Consider the following 18,368-nt stretch of genomic DNA (forward strand, 5'->3'; position numbering starts at 1 on the left):
CTAGAAAAGATTATCAATCATTATATTGTCAAAAGAAACCCCTGACCCTATGCTTGTTTAGAGATAAAAAGACGGTGTTAACGTCACGATAACAATCGGCTATCCCGTCATTATTTTCTGTAGCGATCGCCCTGATTGCAACTCTAGTTTTTGTACTGCTTACCCTTATTCTAATTAGGAGATCTTACTCATGCCAATTGCTGTGGGAATGATTGAAACGCGCGGATTCCCCGCCGTCGTCGAAGCAGCAGACGCAATGGTAAAAGCCGCTCGCGTTACCCTTGTGGGCTACGAAAAAATTGGGAGTGGTCGGGTCACCGTGATTGTGCGGGGTGATGTCTCCGAGGTGCAAGCCTCAGTGGCTGCCGGGGTCGATTCTGCCAAGCGAGTCAATGGCGGAGAGGTGCTGTCCACGCACATCATTGCTCGTCCCCATGAAAACCTTGAGTACGTGTTGCCCATTCGCTACACAGAAGCGGTGGAGCAATTCCGAAACTAAGGGGTTTGGCAGTCCAGTAGAGTCTTCAGTTCAGTCGCTTATTCAGTGTCCAGTTCTTACCTGTTTGACGTTTAGGAGTTATTACAATGGCAATTGCCGTCGGTATGATTGAAACCCTTGGCTTCCCCGCAGTGGTGGAAGCCGCAGATGCAATGGTGAAAGCTGCTCGCGTTACCCTAGTGGGCTATGAGAAAATCGGCAGTGGTCGGGTGACCGTGATTGTCCGTGGCGATGTGTCTGAAGTGCAGGCTTCCGTCGCCGCGGGTGTTGAAAATGTGAAGCGTGTCAATGGGGGTCAAGTGCTCTCCACCCACATCATTGCTCGTCCCCACGAAAACCTCGAATACGTCCTGCCGATTCGCTATACGGAAGCGGTGGAGCAATTCCGCGAAAGCGTTAGTGGTATTCGTCCGATGGGTCGCCCATAGTGAAGATCGCGCGAGTGTGCGGCACCGTTACCAGTACTCAAAAGGAAGACACCTTAACGGGAGTCAAGTTTCTCGTCTTGCAATATTTGGGTGAGGACGGCGAATTTTTACCCGACTACGAAGTGGCTGCGGATACGGTTGGTGCAGGACAGGATGAGTGGGTATTGGTAAGCCGAGGCAGTGCCGCCCGCTGTATTATCAATGGCGCCGAAAAACCCATTGACGCAGCCGTTGTCGCCATTATTGACACCGTAAGTCGGGATAACTATTTGCTCTACAGCAAGCGTACCCAGTATTAGCATTGGAGACTTCTCCCTATGGCGGTTCAAAGCTATGCGGCACCTCCGACGCCGTGGTCTAGGGATTTAGCGGAGCCAGAGATTGCCCCCACGGCTTACGTGCACTCCTTTAGTAACCTCATCGGCGATGTCCGCATCAAAGATTATGTTCACATCGCACCCGGCACTTCCATTCGTGCCGATGAAGGAACCCCTTCCACATTGGCTCCCGCACCAACATTCAAGATGGCGTTGTCATCCACGGCCTCCAGCAGGGACGGGTGATTGGCGATGATGGCCAAGAGTATTCTGTCTGGATTGGTGATAATGCCTCAATTACCCACATGGCCTTGATCCATGGCCCTGCGTACGTTGGCGATGGCTGTTTTATCGGCTTTCGTTCAACGGTCTTTAATGCACGGGTGGGCGCGGGCTGTGTGGTGATGATGCACGTCCTCATTCAGGATGTGGAGATTCCACCGGGAAAATATGTGCCTTCGGGAATGGTGATCACGACGCAGCAGCAAGCCGATCGCCTGCCGAATGTGGAAGAGTCGGATATTCACTTTGCTCAGCACGTGGTTGGCATTAATGAAGCGCTGCTATCGGGGTACCAGTGTGCTGAGAATATTGCTTGTATTGCCCCGATTCGGAATGAACTCCAGCGTCAAGAAGACCCACCCATCCTACACGTTGAAACGCTCACCGGGGAAAAAAACACCATGACCGCAGATTATGGGACTCATGTCCGCCAATTGTTGCAGCAGGGATACCAAATCAGCTTGGAATACGCCGATGCGCGGCGGTATCGCACTAGCTCTTGGCAGAGTTGCCCGGCGTTGACGGGACGGCAAGAGTCTCAAGTGATGGCGGCGATCGCCCAACTATTGAAGGAACATGAAGGCGAGTATGTGCGCCTGATCGGCGTCGATCCCAAGGCTAAACGCCGCGTTTTTGAGGAGATCATTCAACGCCCTGGTCAAACCCCTGTGACCACTTCCGGTAGCTATCGCCCTAGCACAACTGGCAGTGCGGCGCCAGTGGGTTCCTTGGACGCTTCCGTGGTGGCTCAGGTACGGCAGTTGCTTCAGCAAGGCTATCAAATTGGCACAGAGCACGCCGATCCCCGCCGCTATCGCACCAGTTCTTGGACAAGCTGCGCTCCCATTCAATCCAAACAGGAACCGGAGGTGCTGGCTGCCCTTGAAGCCTGTCTCAAAGAACATGCCGGCGAATATGTGCGCCTCATTGGTATTGATCAAAAGCAAAAGCGGCGCGTGCTTGAGCAAATTATTCAACGGCCAGAGGGGCCGGTGGCGATCGCCACAAAAGCACCCACCCCAGCGGCTACTAGCCATGTCTCCGTCAGTTCTGGCGGCAATGAAACCGTTCTCAGTGCCGATCTCCTGAACCAAATTCAAGACCTGTTGCGCCAAGGCTGCCAAGTCACCACCGAGTATGCCGACCAGCGTCGCTTCCGTACCAGTTCTTGGCAAAGTGGCATCAAAATTACCTCTGCGCAGCAAATCAATGACCTGAGTGCCTTCCTAGCGGAGCACCAGCGGGACTATGTGCGCCTTGTGGGTGTGAATCCCCAAGCTAAACAACGGGTACTGGAAACCATTATTCACCGCCCCAATGGCAAAGCGGCCAGCAATGGAAATCAAGGGGGCACACCCCCCTCAACAAGCGCTGTTCAAGGGAGCAGTAGTCGCTATGGCCTCAGTCAGGAGACGGTTGAACAAGTCCGGCAACTGCTGCAACAGGGCTATGCCCTCGGTCTAGAACATGTGGATGCCCGTCGCTATCGCACCAACTCTTGGCAAAGCGGCCCGCGCATTGAGGCCAAAACTCTCAACGAAGCCCTTGCTGCGATTCAGGCTTGCCTCCAAGAGTACAGTGGCGAGTACGTGCGCCTTAGAGAATTCCACGCAAGATCAGCAGGACTCTAGAGACCTCACTCTAGTCATCAGGAAAGCCCAGCTGCCGCGCCACCAGAGACAAGGACTTCGCCAACACCTAAGACAAGTGTAGTCTATGGCCAAGCCTATGTTAGTCAAATGTTTGCCAAGATGTTTCGCGTAGAACCTATCCAACCTGCGGTGGATGGTACAGGCAACAGTTGAACTCACCCACCGTCATTAACTTTGGATGATTAAGAGTAGTTTGTCATCAGGTCGGGTGCAGTGATCTGTTATGTGGCTACTCCCCATACCAAGATTTCTTCCACATCTGCATTTGATTTATTTCTGCCTGCTGGGTTAGTAAGATGTTTTTCGCAAGCCTTTTGATTTCTTGTCGCTTAGTCTTTGCTTGTTGTGATGAAGAATCATTGCATTTATAAATCTTAGATCAAAGTTTTCGTCAGCATTCCCTAGACTCATAGTCATCATCATGGCTTCTCTTTGAGTTTCAGACATTGGCATCATGTGACCCATTTGGGAGTTCCATGCCATTGGCGTACTTCCAATTCTGGGATACCAAGTTCTTCGCCATGTTTGTAACTGAGTAATTTCTTTCTCTTGGGCTTTGATAATTTCTAGGGCAAGTTTCTTGATTTCTGGTCGCTGGGATTTTTGGATAGCTTCCTTTGCCATTGAAACTGCACCTTGATGATGAAGAATCATCGCATCGATAAATCTTAAGTCTAGGTTTTCATCTGATACACCTAGCTCCATTGTCATACCACTCATGTTGTGACCCATTTGATGATTAGCGGCTGCTGCTATTCCTGAATTCAGAGCAAGAGCAACCACTAAAATGGGCGTATAAATTTTTGACGTCATAACTTTACTTCCTAATTTTTTGGCTCTAGCTTTAGCATAAGCATAACAATACGCTAGGCCGCAGTGAGTAGAGCAACGGTTTCCACATGGGCGGTTTGCGGAAACATATCGAGGGGCTGAATTTTTGCGAGTTGATAGGCACCGGTAGCGCAGAGGTGAGCTAGATCCCGTGCCAAGGTGGCGGGGTGACAACTCACATAGAGAATGCGCGGCGGACGAGTGCGGAGGATGGCATCAAGAACGGGGCGATCGCACCCTTTGCGCGGGGGATCGAGAATCAGCACATCTATAGCCTGATTGTACTGAGGCAGCCACTCTTCTGCTCTAGCACAGAGAAATTGAGCATTCTTAACGCCATTGTGCTGGGCGTTGGCGATCGCCTGCTGTACCGAGGCAGGATGCACTTCCACACCAATCACTTCAGCCACAGCACCCGCAAGGGGTAGGCTCAGCGTCCCGACGCCACAGTAGAGATCCACCAATCGTTCGCGACCCGTTGGCGCAATCCATTCTTGGAGGATGGTAACCAGTTGCTCCGCTTGCGCCGTGTTGACCTGAAAAAATGTGGTTGAAGCAATCTGAAACCTCACCCCTGCCATCTCTTCCCAAAGGTACGATCGCCCAGCCAGTACTTGTGTCTCGTCACCAAAGATGCGATTTCCCACTTGATCATTGAAGTTGACACAGACCCCCACCACTCCTTGAAACCGCTGTAACCACGTTTCTGCCTGTGCCGCAAACCTAGGGGGCAATGCTCCCGCTAGCACGAGGGTAATGAGCTGCTCCCCTGTGCGCTGACCTATGCGCAAACCAAGGTGGCGAAACCCCGGTTCATGGGTACGCTCGTTGTAGATTGGCCAAGGGTGTAACTCCTGCTTTAGGGCAGCCAATAGGGGGTTGAGACGTGGATCTTGGACTGGACATTGATTGAGGTTCACCAGATCATGGGAGCCTTTTTGGTAATAGCCAGCAACAACCGTTCCCCGCCGCCGACCAAGGGGGTAGGTCACTTTATTGCGATAGCCAAAGGGGTGGGGAGCAGCCACAATTGGCAAAAAGATTTGCGGCTCTAGATGACCAATGCGGGCGATCGCATCCTTCACCAGTTGTTCTTTGGCTGCCAATTGCGCCCCATAGGCCACACACTGCCACTGACAGCCGCCACACTTATCGGCAACAATACAGCTGGGGCGTACCCGCTGCTCTGAGGGCTGCACCACCTCCAGTATTTTGGCATGGGCGTATTGACGCTTCACATGGGTCAGTCGCACCCGTAGGCGATCGCCGGGAACCGTATCGGCCACCAAAACGACGCGACCCTGCCAGCGTCCTACCCCTTCCCCTGTGTGGTTTAAGGAGCCAATCGTTAACTCAATGGTGGCACCCTGCTGCCAAACGGTCATCAATTGATTTACGTCTGATTTACAGTTAAGACCAGCAAACGTTAGGGATACGTTAAGGAGACCAAGCATGCTCTATTTTCGCTGCTATACTGCAAGCGGTGCAATCCGACGTTTGTACTGAAGTCATTTTGGAGTCAATCCCCTATGTTGAAGCGTCTTTCGCCTTGGTTACTTGCGCTAGCACTACCCGTGGGTGCCTTCTTCACTACCCCTGCTAAAGCGGCCAATTTTATCTCCCTCACCTATGGCCCTTTTCAGCGCTCCTTCCCCATGTCAGAGCTAGAGGAATTTGTGTCCACTCAAGAAGCCACGGGGGAATTGCGAGCATTGATGCGGCTAGTTCCCAAAGATGACCAAGCCAAGCTCCTAGAATTTTTGGGCATGCGGCTGCCCTTTAATGTCGTCCAAACCAATAAAATTCTGTCTAGTCCCATTGGTAAAGATTTACTCAAACAATTTTCTGAAGTTACGATTCGCCGCGATAAAGCCGGTGAAGTTGCCCTCCGTGGTGCCATGCTCACCGCCGCTGCCTCTCCTGAGGGCTTGAGCATGATGTCGTTCCTAAAAAACTATCCCGCTGAAACCATTAACCTTGATTTGCGCAAACTCAACAAAATGCTCAAGAAACAAGACGGCATTATGAGTATGCTGGGTAAGTTGCGCCCATAATCGCAAACGATTAAGCAAAAAGAACAATTAACAATTCCAGTGCAGGGGTACAAAGACTCCTGCATTTTTTGTCGCAATCTACTCCTGCTCTCGCAACCACGTCCACCAGCGATTCAAGGGCGCATAGAGCAAGGGTGCCCAAAGACTACTCATAATGGCTGAGCTAAGCGCCACCTGCCGATGGTGTTGCCAAATCTCCTCGAGGGGCAAGCCACTCACAAGGCTCATTTGCATCGCCATGACCGTTTGCTGAAGAATAGCCATTGCAAAGGTCATCAGAGCAACGGAAATAAAATCCTCAGAAACAAAGCGCTGCTTTTGCATCAGGGCGGTCAGCCCCCCCACTACTGCTAAGCCCACTGCATGACTAGGGTGAGCACTGACTAAGCCATCTTGAATCCAACCGAGGGCAATACCCGCCAGTACCCCTTGACCCCACGATCGCTTGACACTCCAGACCACCACCCAAATTAAAAACCAGTCTGGCACCAATAGATGCAAGTTGGGTAAGTGAATAAAACTCAGCAGGGCACAGAGTCCCACAGAGCTAATAATAATCAGCCAGTTCAGACTAGTTCGCTGTAAAGGTGTCTGTCGGTTCAGCATAGGGAATGACCGTAACCCACTCGAGGCGATCAAGGGGGGCGCCGAGAATCACTGTGGCATGGGGACGGGTGGGATCGCTCAGTTCCACCGATTGCACCTCGCCAATGGGAATGCCCGCTGGATAGAGGCTACTGAGGGCTGAGGTATAGAGGACATCCTTGGGCTGCACCTTCGGATCCTTCTCCAAAAACTCGACAATCACTTGCTGGTTGAGCTGTCCCCGCAAAATCCCCATTTGCCGTGTCCGACCCACCACAACGCCGACTCGACTGGCGGGATCCGTGAGCAACATCACCCGACTGGTATTGGGAGTAATGCTGGTAATGCGCCCCACAAGACCCCCGTTGCCGACCACGACTGAACCAATGGTGAGACCCTGACGACTGCCTTCTCCCAACAGGAGCGATCGCCACCACTGATCGGAACTACGACCAATCACTGGTACAACGCGGCCATTGAAATTCGGCAACATGGGTGCATTGAGCAGTTGGCGTAGGCGTTGGTTTTCTGCTTGAAGGGCTGCCAGTTGCTGCTCCAGTTGCCAAGTGCGGGCTTGAATCAGGGCTTGCTGCTCTGCCACCGAGCCTTGAAAGGGCAACCTCAGCAGGCGGTACAGCTCTCGAATGGCTGCTCCATTGGTCTCACGCAAGATCCAAGTGCTCGTGAGTGCCAACGCTGCAATAATTAGGCCACCCGCATACCGCTCCCACCAGCGCAGCAAAAAAGCCATGGTTATCTATCCTTAACCAATGACCGTCGGTTGATTGGAAAAGACACGGGCTAAATCCTTGAAGTTCTCAAGGACACGACCGGTGCCCATCACGACACAACGGAGTGGATCTGCCGCCACATGGACGACAATGCCCGTTTCATGGCTAATCAGGGTATCTAGACCCCGCAGCAGCGCCCCACCGCCTGCTAACATAATGCCCCGATCCACAATGTCGGCTGCCAGCTCTGGGGGCGTCCGCTCAAGGGTACGTTTAATTGCTTCAATAATGGCCGAGAGGGGTTCGGCCATGCTTTCGCGGATTTCCGCTGCTTTGACCACGACGGTGCGCGGTAGGCCAGAGAGTTGGTGTAGCCCCCGCACTTCCATGGATTCGGAGTCATAGCTGTCGTTGGGGTAGGCAGAGCCAATGCGAATCTTGATCTCTTCGGCTGTGCGTTCACCAATAATCAGGTTGTGCACTTTTTTCAGATACTGGACAATGGCTTCGGAAATTTCATCGCCAGCAACCCGTACGGATTCACTCAAAACGGTGCCCTGTAAGCTGAGAACCGCCACTTCCGTCGTGCCACCGCCAATGTCCACAATCATGTTGCCCGTCGGTTCTTCCACGGGTAAACCCGCACCGAAGGCGGCGGCCACGGGTTCATCAATCAAATACACTTCCCGCGCGCCAGCACCGCGAGCGGCATCCTCAATGGCACGGCGTTCAACACCAGTTACGCCACTGGGAATGCCAATCACGACACGGGGGGCAAACAAATTCTTACCGCCGTGCACTTGGCGCATAAAGTGCTTCAGCATGAGTTCAGCCCGCTCAAAATCGGCAATGACGCCATCCCGCAGGGGACGTACGGCCACGACATTGCCCGGTGTGCGCCCCAGCATTCGCTTTGCTTCAACACCAACGGCAAGGGGTTGTTTGGTATTTTGGTCAATAGCAACAACGGAGGGTTCCTCTAAAACCACACCCCGCCCAGACACATAAACCAGGGTGTTGGCTGTGCCCAAGTCAATGCCAATGTCTCGTGATAGCCGACTAAATACTCCCACGATGGTGTACCCCTTCTTTGAATCCTGTTGATTGTAACAGTGCCGTTACCAAAAAACGTGATGGCAAGATTGTATTACGTTTTGTTTGGAAAATCTCGGTGGGTTATCCCTATATCCAGACTTTTTGCTAAAGAGTGATGACGTCTCTTGGCGAGTCACCCAAAGCCGACTATTGATTCACCGCATCCTCTTCATCGGGATCACTCAAGGCCATGCCATTGGCTTCACGACGCAGGGTTTGCCGCTGTTGCTGGGTGACTTCAATACCGACGGCGATCGCTTCCTTAAGCCGTTCTAAGGTGGCCTGCCAGCGTTCTTGGGTGGTTTCTGAGAGGCGATCGCGATGTTGTTCAAAACTAGCAGTAATGTCTTCGAGCAGTTCGGGTAGGGCATCAGCGGATTTGCGCAGCAATTGTCGGGTTTCTTTACCGGAGCGGGGGGCAATCAGCAGCCCCACAAGTGTACCAATCGCACTCCCTAGGAGCAGACCACCCCAAAAGGCACCACCGCCACCCTGTTGCTGACTCATCGCTTTCTCCTTTGCAGGCGGACACCATATCGCCCTATCCAGCTTATCAAGGTTAAAAATAGACGGACATTGCGCTGTTGCCGACGCCATTTGGGCAATTGCGATCGCAAGCCCGACACCCCCCGCTGGCCAATGATAATCACGTCAGGAGCACCGCCCAAAACGCCATGAGTACTGCGCTCCGCATCCAGTAGCGCACGGGACACCCCCCGTAGAATTTGCCGCAACTTGACCAACTGCCATGCCAACCACAGGGCAATCAGCGCAATCAGGCAATTGCAGCCAATGACAATCCAAACCATTCGCGGCGTAGGGGGCATCGAAGTTTACAATTGTTGGTTTATCTTTTCATAGATTGCCACAGCCTAGTTTACCGTGGAGAACAAGTCGCTGGCCGGAATGGCAGGTATGGTAAAACTCTTCCCAAAACCAAAATATCGGCGAAGGATACGGCCTTGGCTGGTGTCGCTGTTGTTGGCGGCACTGATTGTTGGCGGTGGGCTGTTCAGTTGGTACCACTGGCGATCGCCCTCTTTGGCACCCCTTTACACGCTTACCGTTGAGGCACCGCCCCAAAGTCTGCAAGAGCTGGAGCAATGGGCAGAGTCTGCGGATCCCCTGAAGCGCGATCGCGCCCGCTATCTCTTGGCTGTAGAAAGCCTGAGTCGGCAGCAACCCCAAGCGGCTCTTCAGTGGCTCCAAGACCTTGAGCAGACCTACCGGCCAATGGCGGCACCGATTCTCCTCCTGCGGGCTGAGGCCTATCGCCAACAGGGAGACAACCGCAGGGCCAAGGAAACGTGGGAACACTTACTGCGGGACTATGGCAGCGAACCGGAAGCGGCAGTAGCCCTGCTGAGTTTGAATCAACCGCAAAAGGCGATCGCCCGCTTTCCCCAGCATCCGGCCGTCGTTAACTATGTGGCTGAACAGTTAAAGAACAACCCGGATCAGGTGCCCTACTTGAAGCTGGTGGCACGCTACGGTCTCTTTCTCAAGGATTACGGTACCTACCTCGAAATTTTGCGGCAGCGCTATGCCGATGAACTGACACCCGCCGACTGGGAAGCGATCGCCTTTGGCTATTGGGAAAAAATGCAATATGCCCCCGCAGCAGCGGCCTATGCCAAGGCTCCGCCAACCCCACTGAATCTCTATCGGGTGGGACGAGGACGGCAACTGAGTGAGGATCTTCGCGGCGCGATTGCGGCCTATCAAGCCCTGATTAAACGCTTTCCCAAAAGCTCAGAAGCAGCTCTTGCCCAACTGCGCCTTGCCCGTTTGGCGAAAACGCCGGCGGAGCGTCTTCCTTTGCTGGCTACCTGTCTCAAGTTAGCGACTCAAAATAAGGTGCCGGCGATCGCTGCCGATGCCCTTCTGGCACAGTACCAAGCCTACAAGGAACTGGGGAATGCTAAAGGGGCGCAACAGAGCCAACACCAACTCTTCAAGACCTATTCCCAGAGTACGGCCGCCGCAGAACTGCGCTGGCAACTGGCTCAAGAGGCGGCCCAAAAACGGCAGTGGTCTCAGGCACAACAGTGGGTCAAGGAGATCCTCAAATTCAACGCCGAGAGTGAGATTGCCCCGCGAGCTGCCTTTTGGAAAGGAAAGTGGCAGGGGGACTCAGGCCACAGCCAAGCGCAACGCCAAACTTGGCAATTCCTCATGGAGCGCTATCCTCACACGTACTATGCTTGGCGGGCAGCCAGTCTGCTCCAAAAACCGGTGGGCACCTTTACAACCCTGCGGCAACAGCGCCCCTCGGTAGTGGGCGATCGCCAAACCATACTCCCTCTGGCGACGGGCAGCCCAACGTTGCGGGAACTGTACCTTCTGCGGCAGTCTCAGGAGGCTTGGCAACGCTGGCAGTGGGAGTTCCAAAATCGGGTGACGCCGACAGCGGCAGAACAACTCACCGATGGCCTGATTCGCCTTGGTGTGGGGGAATACCTCGATGGCATCTTTATGCTGCAAAACTTATTTACGCGGGCAGCCAGTGAACCGGAGGTGGCAGCATTCTTTGCGCCCATTCGCCGGGATGTCCGCTTCTGGTATGCCCTTTACCCCCTGCCCTACTGGGAGTTGGTGGAAAAGTGGTCACTGGCACGCAACTTAAATCCCCTATTGGTGATGGCCTTAATTCGCCAAGAATCCCGCTTTGAAAAGGAAATCCGCTCCGTGGTGGGGGCAACGGGGTTGATGCAGTTGATGCCAGAGACGGCTGCTTGGATTGCCGAGACGTTGAACCTAGACAGCTATTCCCTTGTCGATCCGGAGGATAATATCCGCTTGGGCACCTGGTACTTTGACTACACCCACAATAAGTACAATCAAAACACGCTCTTGGCCTTGGCCAGCTACAATGCCGGGCCGGGCAATGTCAATCAGTGGTTGCAGCGATTTGATATTACCGATGGCGATCGCTTTGTCGAATCCATCCCCTTTCCTGAGACCTATGGCTATGTCAAGAGTGTCTTGGAAAACTACTGGAACTACTGGCAACTCTATGCCCAGCCCTAAAAAATCGTCTATTCTCTAAGGGGGTACGAGTTGAATCATGGATCAGGATATTCCTGTTGCGGAACGGCTGCAACCAATTTCTAAGGGCAAAGCGGAACCTCGGCGAGGGGGATGGGCGATCGCCAGCGCCATTGTCCTCGTAAGTCTTGTGGGGGTAGGAGCAGTGTGGTTCCTCAATCGTCCCACGGAATCACCAACGGCTACGGAAACGGAGCCAACCGTACCGCCAACGGAAAATCTGCTGGGACATCTGCCCTACGAGGAAGCCCCTCTCGCGGAACTGGAACCCATCAGTGCCGATGGCCAAATCAAGTTACGGCGAGCCGCAGCAGAGCGGTTTCGTGCCATGGTAGCAGCAGCGCAGCAGGAGGGAGTGGTATTAGTGCCCCTATCCGGTTTTCGCTCCAAGCAGGATCAGGACTATCTCTTTTTTGAAGTCAAGGAGCAACGAGCACAACGAGCCAGTGAGCGGGCATTGGTGAGTGCACCCCCCGGCTATAGCGAACACCATACGGGCTATGCCGTTGATATTGGCGATGGCGCCCGGCTGGACACCCATCTCAAGGAGACCTTCGAGGATACCCCTGCCTTTCGCTGGCTGGAAAAGAATGCGGCTCGTTTTAGTTTTGAACTGTCCTTTCCCCGTAATAACCCTCAGGGAGTGAGTTATGAGCCTTGGCACTGGCGATTTGTGGGCGATCGCCACAGTTTGCAAACCTTCTACAGAGCACGGCAACTGACACTGAGGAACGAACCATGAGGGGATTTGACCATCGAGCAGTTTTAGTAACCGGCGGTACAGGGGGACTCGGTCAAGGGGTGGTGCCTGTGCTCTTGAGCCAAGGCTATACGCTGACAATTCCCTACATTGATGCGGCGGCTCGTGAAACCCTAGAGAAACAACTATCTGCGGCTGAATTGGCCAACGTTCGGTTTGTCCCCGCCGACTTGAACAATGAGAGCGAAGTAGATGCGCTGGTCAGTCGGATGCCACAACTGGATGCGGTGGTTCACCTTGTCGGTGGCTTTAGCATGGGCGCAACGGCACAATTTGCCCTCAGCGATTGGCAGCAGAGTTTTCGCCTCAATGTTGAGACCACCTTCCTAGTCTGTAAGCACGCCCTCAAACGCATGCAAGCACAGCAATACGGCCGCATTGTCACCATCGGCTCCCGCGGTGCGGTCGAACCAGCAGCTGAACTAGCTGCCTATTGTGCTGCCAAAGCAGCAGTCGTGGCCTTGACGCGGGCGATCGCTGCCGAAACCAAAGGCAAGAACATCACTGCCAATGTCATTCTGCCGAGTATTATCGATACCCCGGCCAATCGAGCTGCCATGGGGGAAGCCCAAGCCGTGAATTGGGTGAGTCCTGCGGCCATTGGTGAACTCATTGCCTATCTTATTTCTGAGGGAGCAGGGGCTATTAGTGGTGCTGTGATTCCTATCTATGGCAATGCCTAGAGTGAGTTGCCATGCCTTTTATTATTTTGCTCATTCTTCTTTGTACGGTCACCAATCTCTTCAGCGAGGTGCTGATTCTCACTCCCCTCGAGGTCTTGCGCTCCATTCATATTCCAGCCATCGTCCTCTGGGGCGGGCTGCTCTTGCTCTTGGCGTGGGTGATCGGAGACTAGCAGGCTAAACCTTGACAACCCTTTGACTAAATTCAGCAATTTGGGCAGCGGCGACTTCTAAGCAGGGGCGATCGCGCACAAGGGCAAAGCGCACATAGCCCTCTCCCCCTTGACCAAAGCCAGAGCCTGGAGCGGCGGCAATCCCCGTTGCCTGCACGAGCGCTTGACAAAAGCCCAAGGAATCCCGTTGCCAAGGTTCAGGGAGTTTTGCCCACACGTACATCGTCGCTGGGGGGAGGGGCACCGGCCAGCCATGGTCGCAAAGCGCTTGGACAAAGGTATCGCGCCGCCGCCGAAAGACCTCCCGCGTTTGCTGGACACAGGTTTGATCCCCCGTGAGGGCAGCAATGGCTCCCCGCAGGATGCCGGCGTACTGGTTAAAGTCAATCACCGATTTGATTTGGCGCAGGGCAGCAATAATGTCAGCACGACCAATGGCAAAACCAATGCGAAACCCGCCCATATTGTAGGACTTGGAGAGGCTATAGAATTCAATACCCACCTGGCGATCGCGATCCACTTCAAAGATCGAGGGTGCCCGCTCCGCGTCAAAGACGAGATCAATATAGGGAAAATCATGGACGAGTAAAATGCCGTGGCGATCGCAAAACTCAACCGCTGTCTTGAAAAAGTCCAAGGGAGCAACCGCCGTAGTGGGATTGTGGGGATAGCTGAGAATGAGAAGTTTGGCCTGCTCTCGCACCGTTAGGGGAATGGCTGCCAAATCCGGCAAAAAGTGATTTTCTGCCCGCAGGGGCAAGGGATACAGGTGTCCCCCCGCAAGATAGACTCCCCCGGCATGGGAGGGGTACCCCGGATCCAGCACCAACGCATACTCTTGGGGATTCATCACTGCTAGGGGCAAATGCGCCGTCCCCTCCTGCGAGCCAATGAGCGTCAGCACTTCCCGCTCTGGATCCACACTGAAGCCAAAGCGGCGTTCAAACCAAATCGCCACCGCCTGCCGAAAGGCCGCTGTACTGGCAAAGAGTTGATAGCCGTAGGTATTGGCATCGCGCACCGAAGCTTCAATCGCCGCAAGAATATGCTCCGCTACCGGCAAATCCGCAGACCCCAAGGAGAGATCGACAATCGGCTGTCCCGTGGCGGCCACTGCCGCCTTCGCCCGATCCATGGCGTCAAAGACATTGCCTTGGAAATAGCGCAGGCGATCGGCCAGCTTCATGCTGCCACCTCCACCTCACTGGAGAGCAAGGCCTCCACAAATTCAAAACTGCAAAAGGGACGCAGATCCTTAATGCCTTCGCCGGCGCCAATAAAACGAATGGGTAACCCCAACTCCTGCACCACGGCTAAGGCCACTCCCCCCTTGGCTGTACTATCCAACTTGGTCAAGATGACCCCAGTGAGTTGGGCCGCTTCTGCAAACACCTGCGCTTGGCGCAAGCCATTTTGACCAAGGGTGGCATCGAGGACGAGCAGCGATTCAATCTGGGCATCGCCCGCTTTTTTGTCAATGATGCGGCGGATTTTCTTGAGTTCCTCCATCAGGTTGGCCTTGTTTTGCAAGCGACCTGCGGTATCCACTAGCAGCAATTCTGTGCCCCGGGCTTGGGCAGCACCAATGGCATCAAAAACAACGGCAGCAGGATCAGTATTTTTGCCGGGGTTGGCAATCACCTCCACACCGGAGCGCTGTCCCCAAATTTTCACCTGTTCGGTGGCGGCCGCCCGAAACGTATCCGCCGCTGCAATCAGACAACGATAGCCCGACTGGGTGGCAATGTGGGCGAGTTTGCCAATCGTGGTGGTTTTGCCAACGCCATTGACACCGGCAATCAACCAGATATTCAGCACGCCCTTTTTCGGGGCAAAGTCACGACGGTAGCCCTCCTGAAACGGCCGATCCAGAATCTCTCGCAGAATCTCCTTCAGGTAGGCGATCGCCCGATCGGCGGGCAGCGTTTCTTGGCGAATTTTCGTTTGCAGGGCCGCAATAATCTGATCCGTGGCCTTGACGCCCACATCCGACTGCAACAGCAGCATCTCAATCTCTTCGACAGCATCCCGACTTAAAGGGCCTTGGCCAACGATCGCCCGCAGTTGATGCACCAGTCCACGACGGGTTTTGCCCAGACCTTGGCGCAGGCGTTGTAACCAAGTAATTTCCTCAATATCCACCTCCTCTGGGCGCCGGCCTTGGGCGGCGAGCACCTCCGCTGACCACAAAAAGCCCTCATCAAGAACAAGGGAGGAGGCTGGTTCTACCGGCTCAGCTTCAACAACGGGCTGGACAGGGGCAGATTCAGCAACAGCGACCTTTTCAGACTCTACAGAGACGGGAGCGGGGGCCTCAGCCGCCACTGGTTCGGCCGGCGGTGTCTCTTGAGTTTCTTCAGGGGTTTCAATGGTCGCAGCACTTTCCGATTGCTGTCGCGCTTGAATGGACTGGAGTGCGGTTTTTGCCCAGTTGAGGATGCCGGGAGAAGCGGTAGATTCTGTAGATTCTTTAGATTCTGCGGATGGTGCTGCCGTTGGGGTTTCTGCCGGCGGCGATGGCTCCTCACCACTGCCACCAAACTTGCGTCGAAACCAATTAAAAACCATGCCCTATCCTCTGTCCGACTGAACTTGCCTATTTCCCAGAATAGCCTTGATTTTCCTGTAAAAAGGCTTGCAGGCGATCGCCCACCCACTGACTCAAACTGGGGTGACCCACCACCAAAGGTTCCCAGTGTTGCACATCACCGCGATTGTAGCGGGGCAACTCACCATTGGCATAGGTAAAGGCACCCCCCGCCTCCTGCATGATCAAATCTGGTGCCGCTAAATCCCAGTCCTTCGGGGCACTGCGCCCTGTAAGGTTGACGTACAGATCCGCATCCCCTTGGCAAATACTTGCCGTTTTACAGCCCATACTCCCCATGGGAATGAGCTGGACTGCCCCCAAGGTTCTCAAAAAGGCCTGTAGGCGCTCTCCGCCGTGGCTCCGACTCATCACCACCCGCAACGGCTGTCCCTCCCTAGGGGGTTGAACCCACAAACGTGTCGAACCATGGCGCGTTTCTCGATAGGCTCCTGCGCCGGCAATGGCGGTGTAGATCACCTCCTGCTCCGGCCAGACAACAGCCGCTAAACAGGGGCGATGTTCATGCACCAAGGCGACGTGAATCGCGTACTCCCCCGTTTGCTGCAAAAAGTCGTAGGTGCCATCGAGGGGGTCAATCATCCACTGGTAGGGCTGGGGCAACGGCTGACCTAGGGTGTAGGTCTCTTCTGTTAAATAACCAAACTGCGTCGGCGGAAAATAAGCTTGGAGGGAATGGCGCAAAAAGGTATCAATCGTTTCATCGGCAAGGGTAACGGGATCACCGCCTTTATCCTGCACCGTTAGATCCTTCACCTGACGGTAAAACCGGCGCAGCTGCTCAAGGGCTTGCCAAAGGATGGGGCGCAGGGTGGCAAGGGTATTCTCAAGATCAAGGGAGGGGGACATCTAGGCTGCCTCAAGGGAAAGACCACGGGGAATCGCGGCAATTAATGTGCGGGTATAGTCGTGCTGGGGTTGTCGGTAAACGGCTTCCGCTTCACCCATTTCCACAATTTCGCCATTGTACATAACCATGAGGCGATCGCTCATGAATTTGACAACACTGAGGTCGTGGGAAATAAAGAGGTACGTCAATTGAAACTCCCGCTGGAGTTCCTTGAGCAAATTCAGCACCTGCGCCTGTACCGATACGTCCAAGGCGGACACCGCCTCATCACAGACGACAAATTGGGGATTCAAGGCCAAGGCACGGGCAATACAAATTCGCTGCCGCTGCCCTCCGGAAAATTCATGGGGATAGCGATTTTGGGCTTGGGGGTCAATGCCCACCCGTTCAAGGAGATAGGCCACCCGCTCTTGGTGTTGGCGCTTGGACTGATGGCGGCGGTGAATCCGCAGCGGTTCAGCCACTAACTCGCCAATGGTCATCCGGGGATCTAAGGAACTGTAGGGGTCTTGGAAAATGAGTTGCATCTGTTGCCGCAGGGGACGTAATTGGCGAGGCGATAAATGGCTAATGTCGCGATCGCCAAAAAAAATCTTGCCTTGAGCGGGTTCGAGGAGGCGCAAGAGGGTGCGTCCCAGTGTTGTTTTGCCACAGCCCGATTCCCCCACCAAGCCAAGGGTCTCCCCGGCGCGAATCGTAAACGAGACATCCCTGACAGCAGTGACAAAGCGCTGCGTGTCCGCCACAGGATACTTGACCCAAAGGTGTTCAACCCGCACCAACGGGGGTTGGCTAGCCAAATGCGCCAAGCGTTCCTGCTGCTGCACTGGTGAAATCACTTCTAATCGCGGCGGCGTGGCCGCTAGAAAGTCCGCCACTGTTGGCAGAATCGCCAGAGGCTGATCCAAGCGAGGACGACAGGCCAGTAGCCCCTTGGTATAGGGATGTTGGGGGTGACGAAAGACCTGCTGAACTGTCCCCGATTCAACAATTTGCCCTTGGTACATGACAATGACCTGATCGGCCAATTCGGCAATGAGATTGAGATCATGGGTTACAAAAATGAGCGACAGAGGGTATTGCTGCTGCAACTCCCGCAATAGCCGCAGGATTGCTGCTTGGACAGTGACATCGAGGGCAGTGGTTGGTTCATCGGCAATTAAGAGCACTGGCGAAGCAGCCATGGCCATGGCAATCATCACTCGCTGAATTTGCCCTCCGGAAAGTTGGTGTGGATAGCGATTGAGAAAGCGTTTTTTGTCCTCAAGGGGGTCTTCAGGTTTGAGGAGATGCACCTGCTCAAGGAGGGCGATCGCCCGCTGTTGACATTGCCCCCGTGGCAATCGCTGCTGCGGATCAATGGCCTCTGCCAGTTGAAAGCCAATGGAATAGACCGGATTGAGGGAACTCATCGGTTCTTGGAAGACCATACTGATTTGGCGGCCGCGAATCTGTTGGATTTGGCGGGGGGGACAGCGCAGTAGGTCAATGACCTCACCCTCTGGCTCAGGCTGAAACCAAGCTTGGCCGTGGCTCACTTCTCCCGGCGGCAACAGCAGCTGCAAGAGCGCCAAGCAGGTGACTGACTTTCCCGATCCCGACTCGCCGACAATGCCAAGGGTCTGGCCCCGCTCAAGGCGAAAGGAAATGCCATCCACCGCCCGTAGGGTTTGATCGGCTTGGCGAAAGTCAACGGTGAGTTCTTCAACACGCAAAAGGGGTGAGGACATGGCAGGGCGAACTAACTCAGAATAATCCTAGAATAGAGGCGA

At 54.3% G+C, this 18,368-nt stretch carries 20 protein-coding genes and 1 pseudogene; 9 read left to right on the top strand and 12 right to left on the bottom strand.

Annotated elements, in window-relative coordinates; genetic code table 11:
* The first annotated feature begins 190 nt into the window (after positions 1–190).
* The 4 genes and pseudogenes from NBE99_RS08980 (at position 191) to NBE99_RS08995 (ending at position 3,157) form a co-directional block, all read left to right on the top strand.
* Positions 191–499: a carbon dioxide-concentrating mechanism protein CcmK gene (locus NBE99_RS08980; protein WP_011056791.1), complete on the top strand. Its 309-nt coding sequence runs from the start codon at positions 191–193 to the stop codon at positions 497–499.
* Positions 500–585: 86 nt separating this feature from the next.
* Positions 586–927, top strand: a complete 342-nt coding sequence (locus tag NBE99_RS08985; protein ID WP_011056790.1) for a carbon dioxide-concentrating mechanism protein CcmK — start codon at positions 586–588, stop codon at positions 925–927.
* Positions 927–1,226: a EutN/CcmL family microcompartment protein gene (locus tag NBE99_RS08990; protein ID WP_250681752.1), complete on the top strand. Its 300-nt coding sequence runs from the start codon at positions 927–929 to the stop codon at positions 1,224–1,226. Before NBE99_RS08985 ends, NBE99_RS08990 begins: the two co-directional genes overlap by 1 nt.
* 18 nt (positions 1,227–1,244) lie before the next feature.
* A pseudogene (locus NBE99_RS08995) lies at positions 1,245–3,157 on the top strand (ribulose bisphosphate carboxylase small subunit).
* A 250-nt stretch (positions 3,158–3,407) separates the two neighbouring features.
* On the opposite strand, the gene NBE99_RS13465 reads toward NBE99_RS08995, so the two are convergent.
* Genes NBE99_RS13465 through rlmD form a run of 3 tightly spaced genes read right to left on the bottom strand, consistent with a single transcriptional unit; the run spans position 3,408 to position 5,394 of the window.
* Positions 3,408–3,497 carry a hypothetical protein gene (locus NBE99_RS13465; RefSeq protein WP_399371065.1) on the bottom strand — a complete coding sequence of 30 codons (90 nt, stop codon included), beginning with the start codon at positions 3,495–3,497 and terminating at the stop codon, positions 3,408–3,410.
* Positions 3,467–3,991 (bottom strand): DUF305 domain-containing protein, encoded by a 525-nt coding sequence (locus tag NBE99_RS09000; RefSeq protein ID WP_250681754.1) that lies wholly within the window; start codon positions 3,989–3,991, stop codon positions 3,467–3,469. Before NBE99_RS09000 ends, NBE99_RS13465 begins: the two co-directional genes overlap by 31 nt.
* Before the next feature lie 53 nt (positions 3,992–4,044).
* Complete coding sequence (gene rlmD, locus NBE99_RS09005; protein WP_250681755.1) at positions 4,045–5,394, bottom strand: 23S rRNA (uracil(1939)-C(5))-methyltransferase RlmD; 1,350 nt, start codon at positions 5,392–5,394, stop codon at positions 4,045–4,047.
* Between the two features lie 144 nt (positions 5,395–5,538).
* Here rlmD and NBE99_RS09010 point away from each other — a divergent pair, with 144 nt between their 5' ends.
* Positions 5,539–6,063 (top strand): alpha/beta hydrolase, encoded by a 525-nt coding sequence (locus tag NBE99_RS09010; RefSeq protein ID WP_250681756.1) that lies wholly within the window; start codon positions 5,539–5,541, stop codon positions 6,061–6,063.
* Between the two features lie 78 nt (positions 6,064–6,141).
* Here the strand turns inward: NBE99_RS09010 and mreD are convergent, their stop codons facing one another.
* From mreD to NBE99_RS09035, 5 genes are all read right to left on the bottom strand, one after another.
* The gene (gene mreD, locus NBE99_RS09015; RefSeq protein ID WP_250681757.1) at positions 6,142–6,669 is read right to left on the bottom strand and encodes a rod shape-determining protein MreD; all 528 of its coding nucleotides are present in this window, start codon (positions 6,667–6,669) and stop codon (positions 6,142–6,144) included.
* Positions 6,635–7,399 carry a rod shape-determining protein MreC gene (gene mreC, locus NBE99_RS09020; protein WP_250681758.1) on the bottom strand — a complete coding sequence of 255 codons (765 nt, stop codon included), beginning with the start codon at positions 7,397–7,399 and terminating at the stop codon, positions 6,635–6,637. The genes mreD and mreC overlap by 35 nt, the downstream gene beginning before the upstream one ends.
* A gap of 12 nt (positions 7,400–7,411) precedes the next feature.
* Complete coding sequence (locus NBE99_RS09025) at positions 7,412–8,452, bottom strand: rod shape-determining protein (protein ID WP_250681759.1); 1,041 nt, start codon at positions 8,450–8,452, stop codon at positions 7,412–7,414.
* A gap of 169 nt (positions 8,453–8,621) precedes the next feature.
* Positions 8,622–8,981, bottom strand: coding sequence for a YtxH domain-containing protein (locus NBE99_RS09030; RefSeq protein WP_250681760.1), 360 nt, complete (start codon positions 8,979–8,981; stop codon positions 8,622–8,624).
* Positions 8,978–9,301, bottom strand: coding sequence for a hypothetical protein (locus NBE99_RS09035; protein ID WP_250681761.1), 324 nt, complete (start codon positions 9,299–9,301; stop codon positions 8,978–8,980). Before NBE99_RS09035 ends, NBE99_RS09030 begins: the two co-directional genes overlap by 4 nt.
* Before the next feature lie 142 nt (positions 9,302–9,443).
* Here NBE99_RS09035 and NBE99_RS09040 point away from each other — a divergent pair, with 142 nt between their 5' ends.
* From NBE99_RS09040 to NBE99_RS09055, 4 genes are read left to right on the top strand one after another with little or no spacing between them, the layout of a single operon-like run.
* Positions 9,444–11,504, top strand: a complete 2,061-nt coding sequence (locus NBE99_RS09040) for a transglycosylase SLT domain-containing protein (protein ID WP_250681762.1) — start codon at positions 9,444–9,446, stop codon at positions 11,502–11,504.
* A 37-nt stretch (positions 11,505–11,541) separates the two neighbouring features.
* Positions 11,542–12,264 (top strand): M15 family metallopeptidase, encoded by a 723-nt coding sequence (locus NBE99_RS09045; protein ID WP_250681763.1) that lies wholly within the window; start codon positions 11,542–11,544, stop codon positions 12,262–12,264.
* Complete coding sequence (fabG, locus tag NBE99_RS09050) at positions 12,261–12,965, top strand: 3-oxoacyl-ACP reductase FabG (protein ID WP_250681764.1); 705 nt, start codon at positions 12,261–12,263, stop codon at positions 12,963–12,965. Before NBE99_RS09045 ends, fabG begins: the two co-directional genes overlap by 4 nt.
* Before the next feature lie 11 nt (positions 12,966–12,976).
* Positions 12,977–13,138 carry a hypothetical protein gene (locus tag NBE99_RS09055; protein ID WP_250681765.1) on the top strand — a complete coding sequence of 54 codons (162 nt, stop codon included), beginning with the start codon at positions 12,977–12,979 and terminating at the stop codon, positions 13,136–13,138.
* Positions 13,139–13,142: 4 nt separating this feature from the next.
* Here NBE99_RS09055 and NBE99_RS09060 read toward each other — a convergent pair whose 3' ends face one another.
* From NBE99_RS09060 to NBE99_RS09075, 4 genes are read right to left on the bottom strand one after another with little or no spacing between them, the layout of a single operon-like run.
* Positions 13,143–14,324 (bottom strand): LL-diaminopimelate aminotransferase, encoded by a 1,182-nt coding sequence (locus tag NBE99_RS09060; RefSeq protein ID WP_250681766.1) that lies wholly within the window; start codon positions 14,322–14,324, stop codon positions 13,143–13,145.
* Positions 14,321–15,706, bottom strand: a complete 1,386-nt coding sequence (gene ftsY, locus NBE99_RS09065) for a signal recognition particle-docking protein FtsY (RefSeq protein WP_250681767.1) — start codon at positions 15,704–15,706, stop codon at positions 14,321–14,323. Before ftsY ends, NBE99_RS09060 begins: the two co-directional genes overlap by 4 nt.
* Positions 15,707–15,734: 28 nt before the next feature.
* Positions 15,735–16,595, bottom strand: coding sequence for a 3'(2'),5'-bisphosphate nucleotidase CysQ (locus NBE99_RS09070; protein WP_250681768.1), 861 nt, complete (start codon positions 16,593–16,595; stop codon positions 15,735–15,737).
* Positions 16,596–18,326, bottom strand: coding sequence for an ABC transporter ATP-binding protein (locus NBE99_RS09075; protein ID WP_250681769.1), 1,731 nt, complete (start codon positions 18,324–18,326; stop codon positions 16,596–16,598). It abuts the gene before it with no gap.
* Positions 18,327–18,368 lie beyond the last annotated feature (42 nt).

Source organism: Thermosynechococcus sp. HN-54 (assembly GCF_023650955.1).
GTDB lineage: Bacteria > Cyanobacteriota > Cyanobacteriia > Thermosynechococcales > Thermosynechococcaceae > Thermosynechococcus.

Excerpts from the sequence above, each read along its gene's own strand:
- NBE99_RS08980 (WP_011056791.1), top strand. The coding sequence starts at position 191 with ATGCCAATTGCTGTGGGAATGATTGAAACGCGCGGATTCCCCGCCGTC.
- NBE99_RS08985 (WP_011056790.1), top strand. The coding sequence starts at position 586 with ATGGCAATTGCCGTCGGTATGATTGAAACCCTTGGCTTCCCCGCAGTG.
- NBE99_RS09000 (WP_250681754.1), bottom strand. The coding sequence starts at position 3,991 with ATGACGTCAAAAATTTATACGCCCATTTTAGTGGTTGCTCTTGCTCTG.
- rlmD (WP_250681755.1), bottom strand. The coding sequence starts at position 5,394 with ATGACCGTTTGGCAGCAGGGTGCCACCATTGAGTTAACGATTGGCTCC.
- NBE99_RS09010 (WP_250681756.1), top strand. The coding sequence starts at position 5,539 with ATGTTGAAGCGTCTTTCGCCTTGGTTACTTGCGCTAGCACTACCCGTG.
- mreD (WP_250681757.1), bottom strand. The coding sequence starts at position 6,669 with ATGCTGAACCGACAGACACCTTTACAGCGAACTAGTCTGAACTGGCTG.
- mreC (WP_250681758.1), bottom strand. The coding sequence starts at position 7,399 with ATGGCTTTTTTGCTGCGCTGGTGGGAGCGGTATGCGGGTGGCCTAATT.
- NBE99_RS09030 (WP_250681760.1), bottom strand. The coding sequence starts at position 8,981 with ATGAGTCAGCAACAGGGTGGCGGTGGTGCCTTTTGGGGTGGTCTGCTC.
- NBE99_RS09035 (WP_250681761.1), bottom strand. The coding sequence starts at position 9,301 with ATGCCCCCTACGCCGCGAATGGTTTGGATTGTCATTGGCTGCAATTGC.
- NBE99_RS09045 (WP_250681763.1), top strand. The coding sequence starts at position 11,542 with ATGGATCAGGATATTCCTGTTGCGGAACGGCTGCAACCAATTTCTAAG.
- fabG (WP_250681764.1), top strand. The coding sequence starts at position 12,261 with ATGAGGGGATTTGACCATCGAGCAGTTTTAGTAACCGGCGGTACAGGG.
- NBE99_RS09055 (WP_250681765.1), top strand. The coding sequence starts at position 12,977 with ATGCCTTTTATTATTTTGCTCATTCTTCTTTGTACGGTCACCAATCTC.
- NBE99_RS09060 (WP_250681766.1), bottom strand. The coding sequence starts at position 14,324 with ATGAAGCTGGCCGATCGCCTGCGCTATTTCCAAGGCAATGTCTTTGAC.
- ftsY (WP_250681767.1), bottom strand. The coding sequence starts at position 15,706 with ATGGTTTTTAATTGGTTTCGACGCAAGTTTGGTGGCAGTGGTGAGGAG.
- NBE99_RS09070 (WP_250681768.1), bottom strand. The coding sequence starts at position 16,595 with ATGTCCCCCTCCCTTGATCTTGAGAATACCCTTGCCACCCTGCGCCCC.
- NBE99_RS09075 (WP_250681769.1), bottom strand. The coding sequence starts at position 18,326 with ATGTCCTCACCCCTTTTGCGTGTTGAAGAACTCACCGTTGACTTTCGC.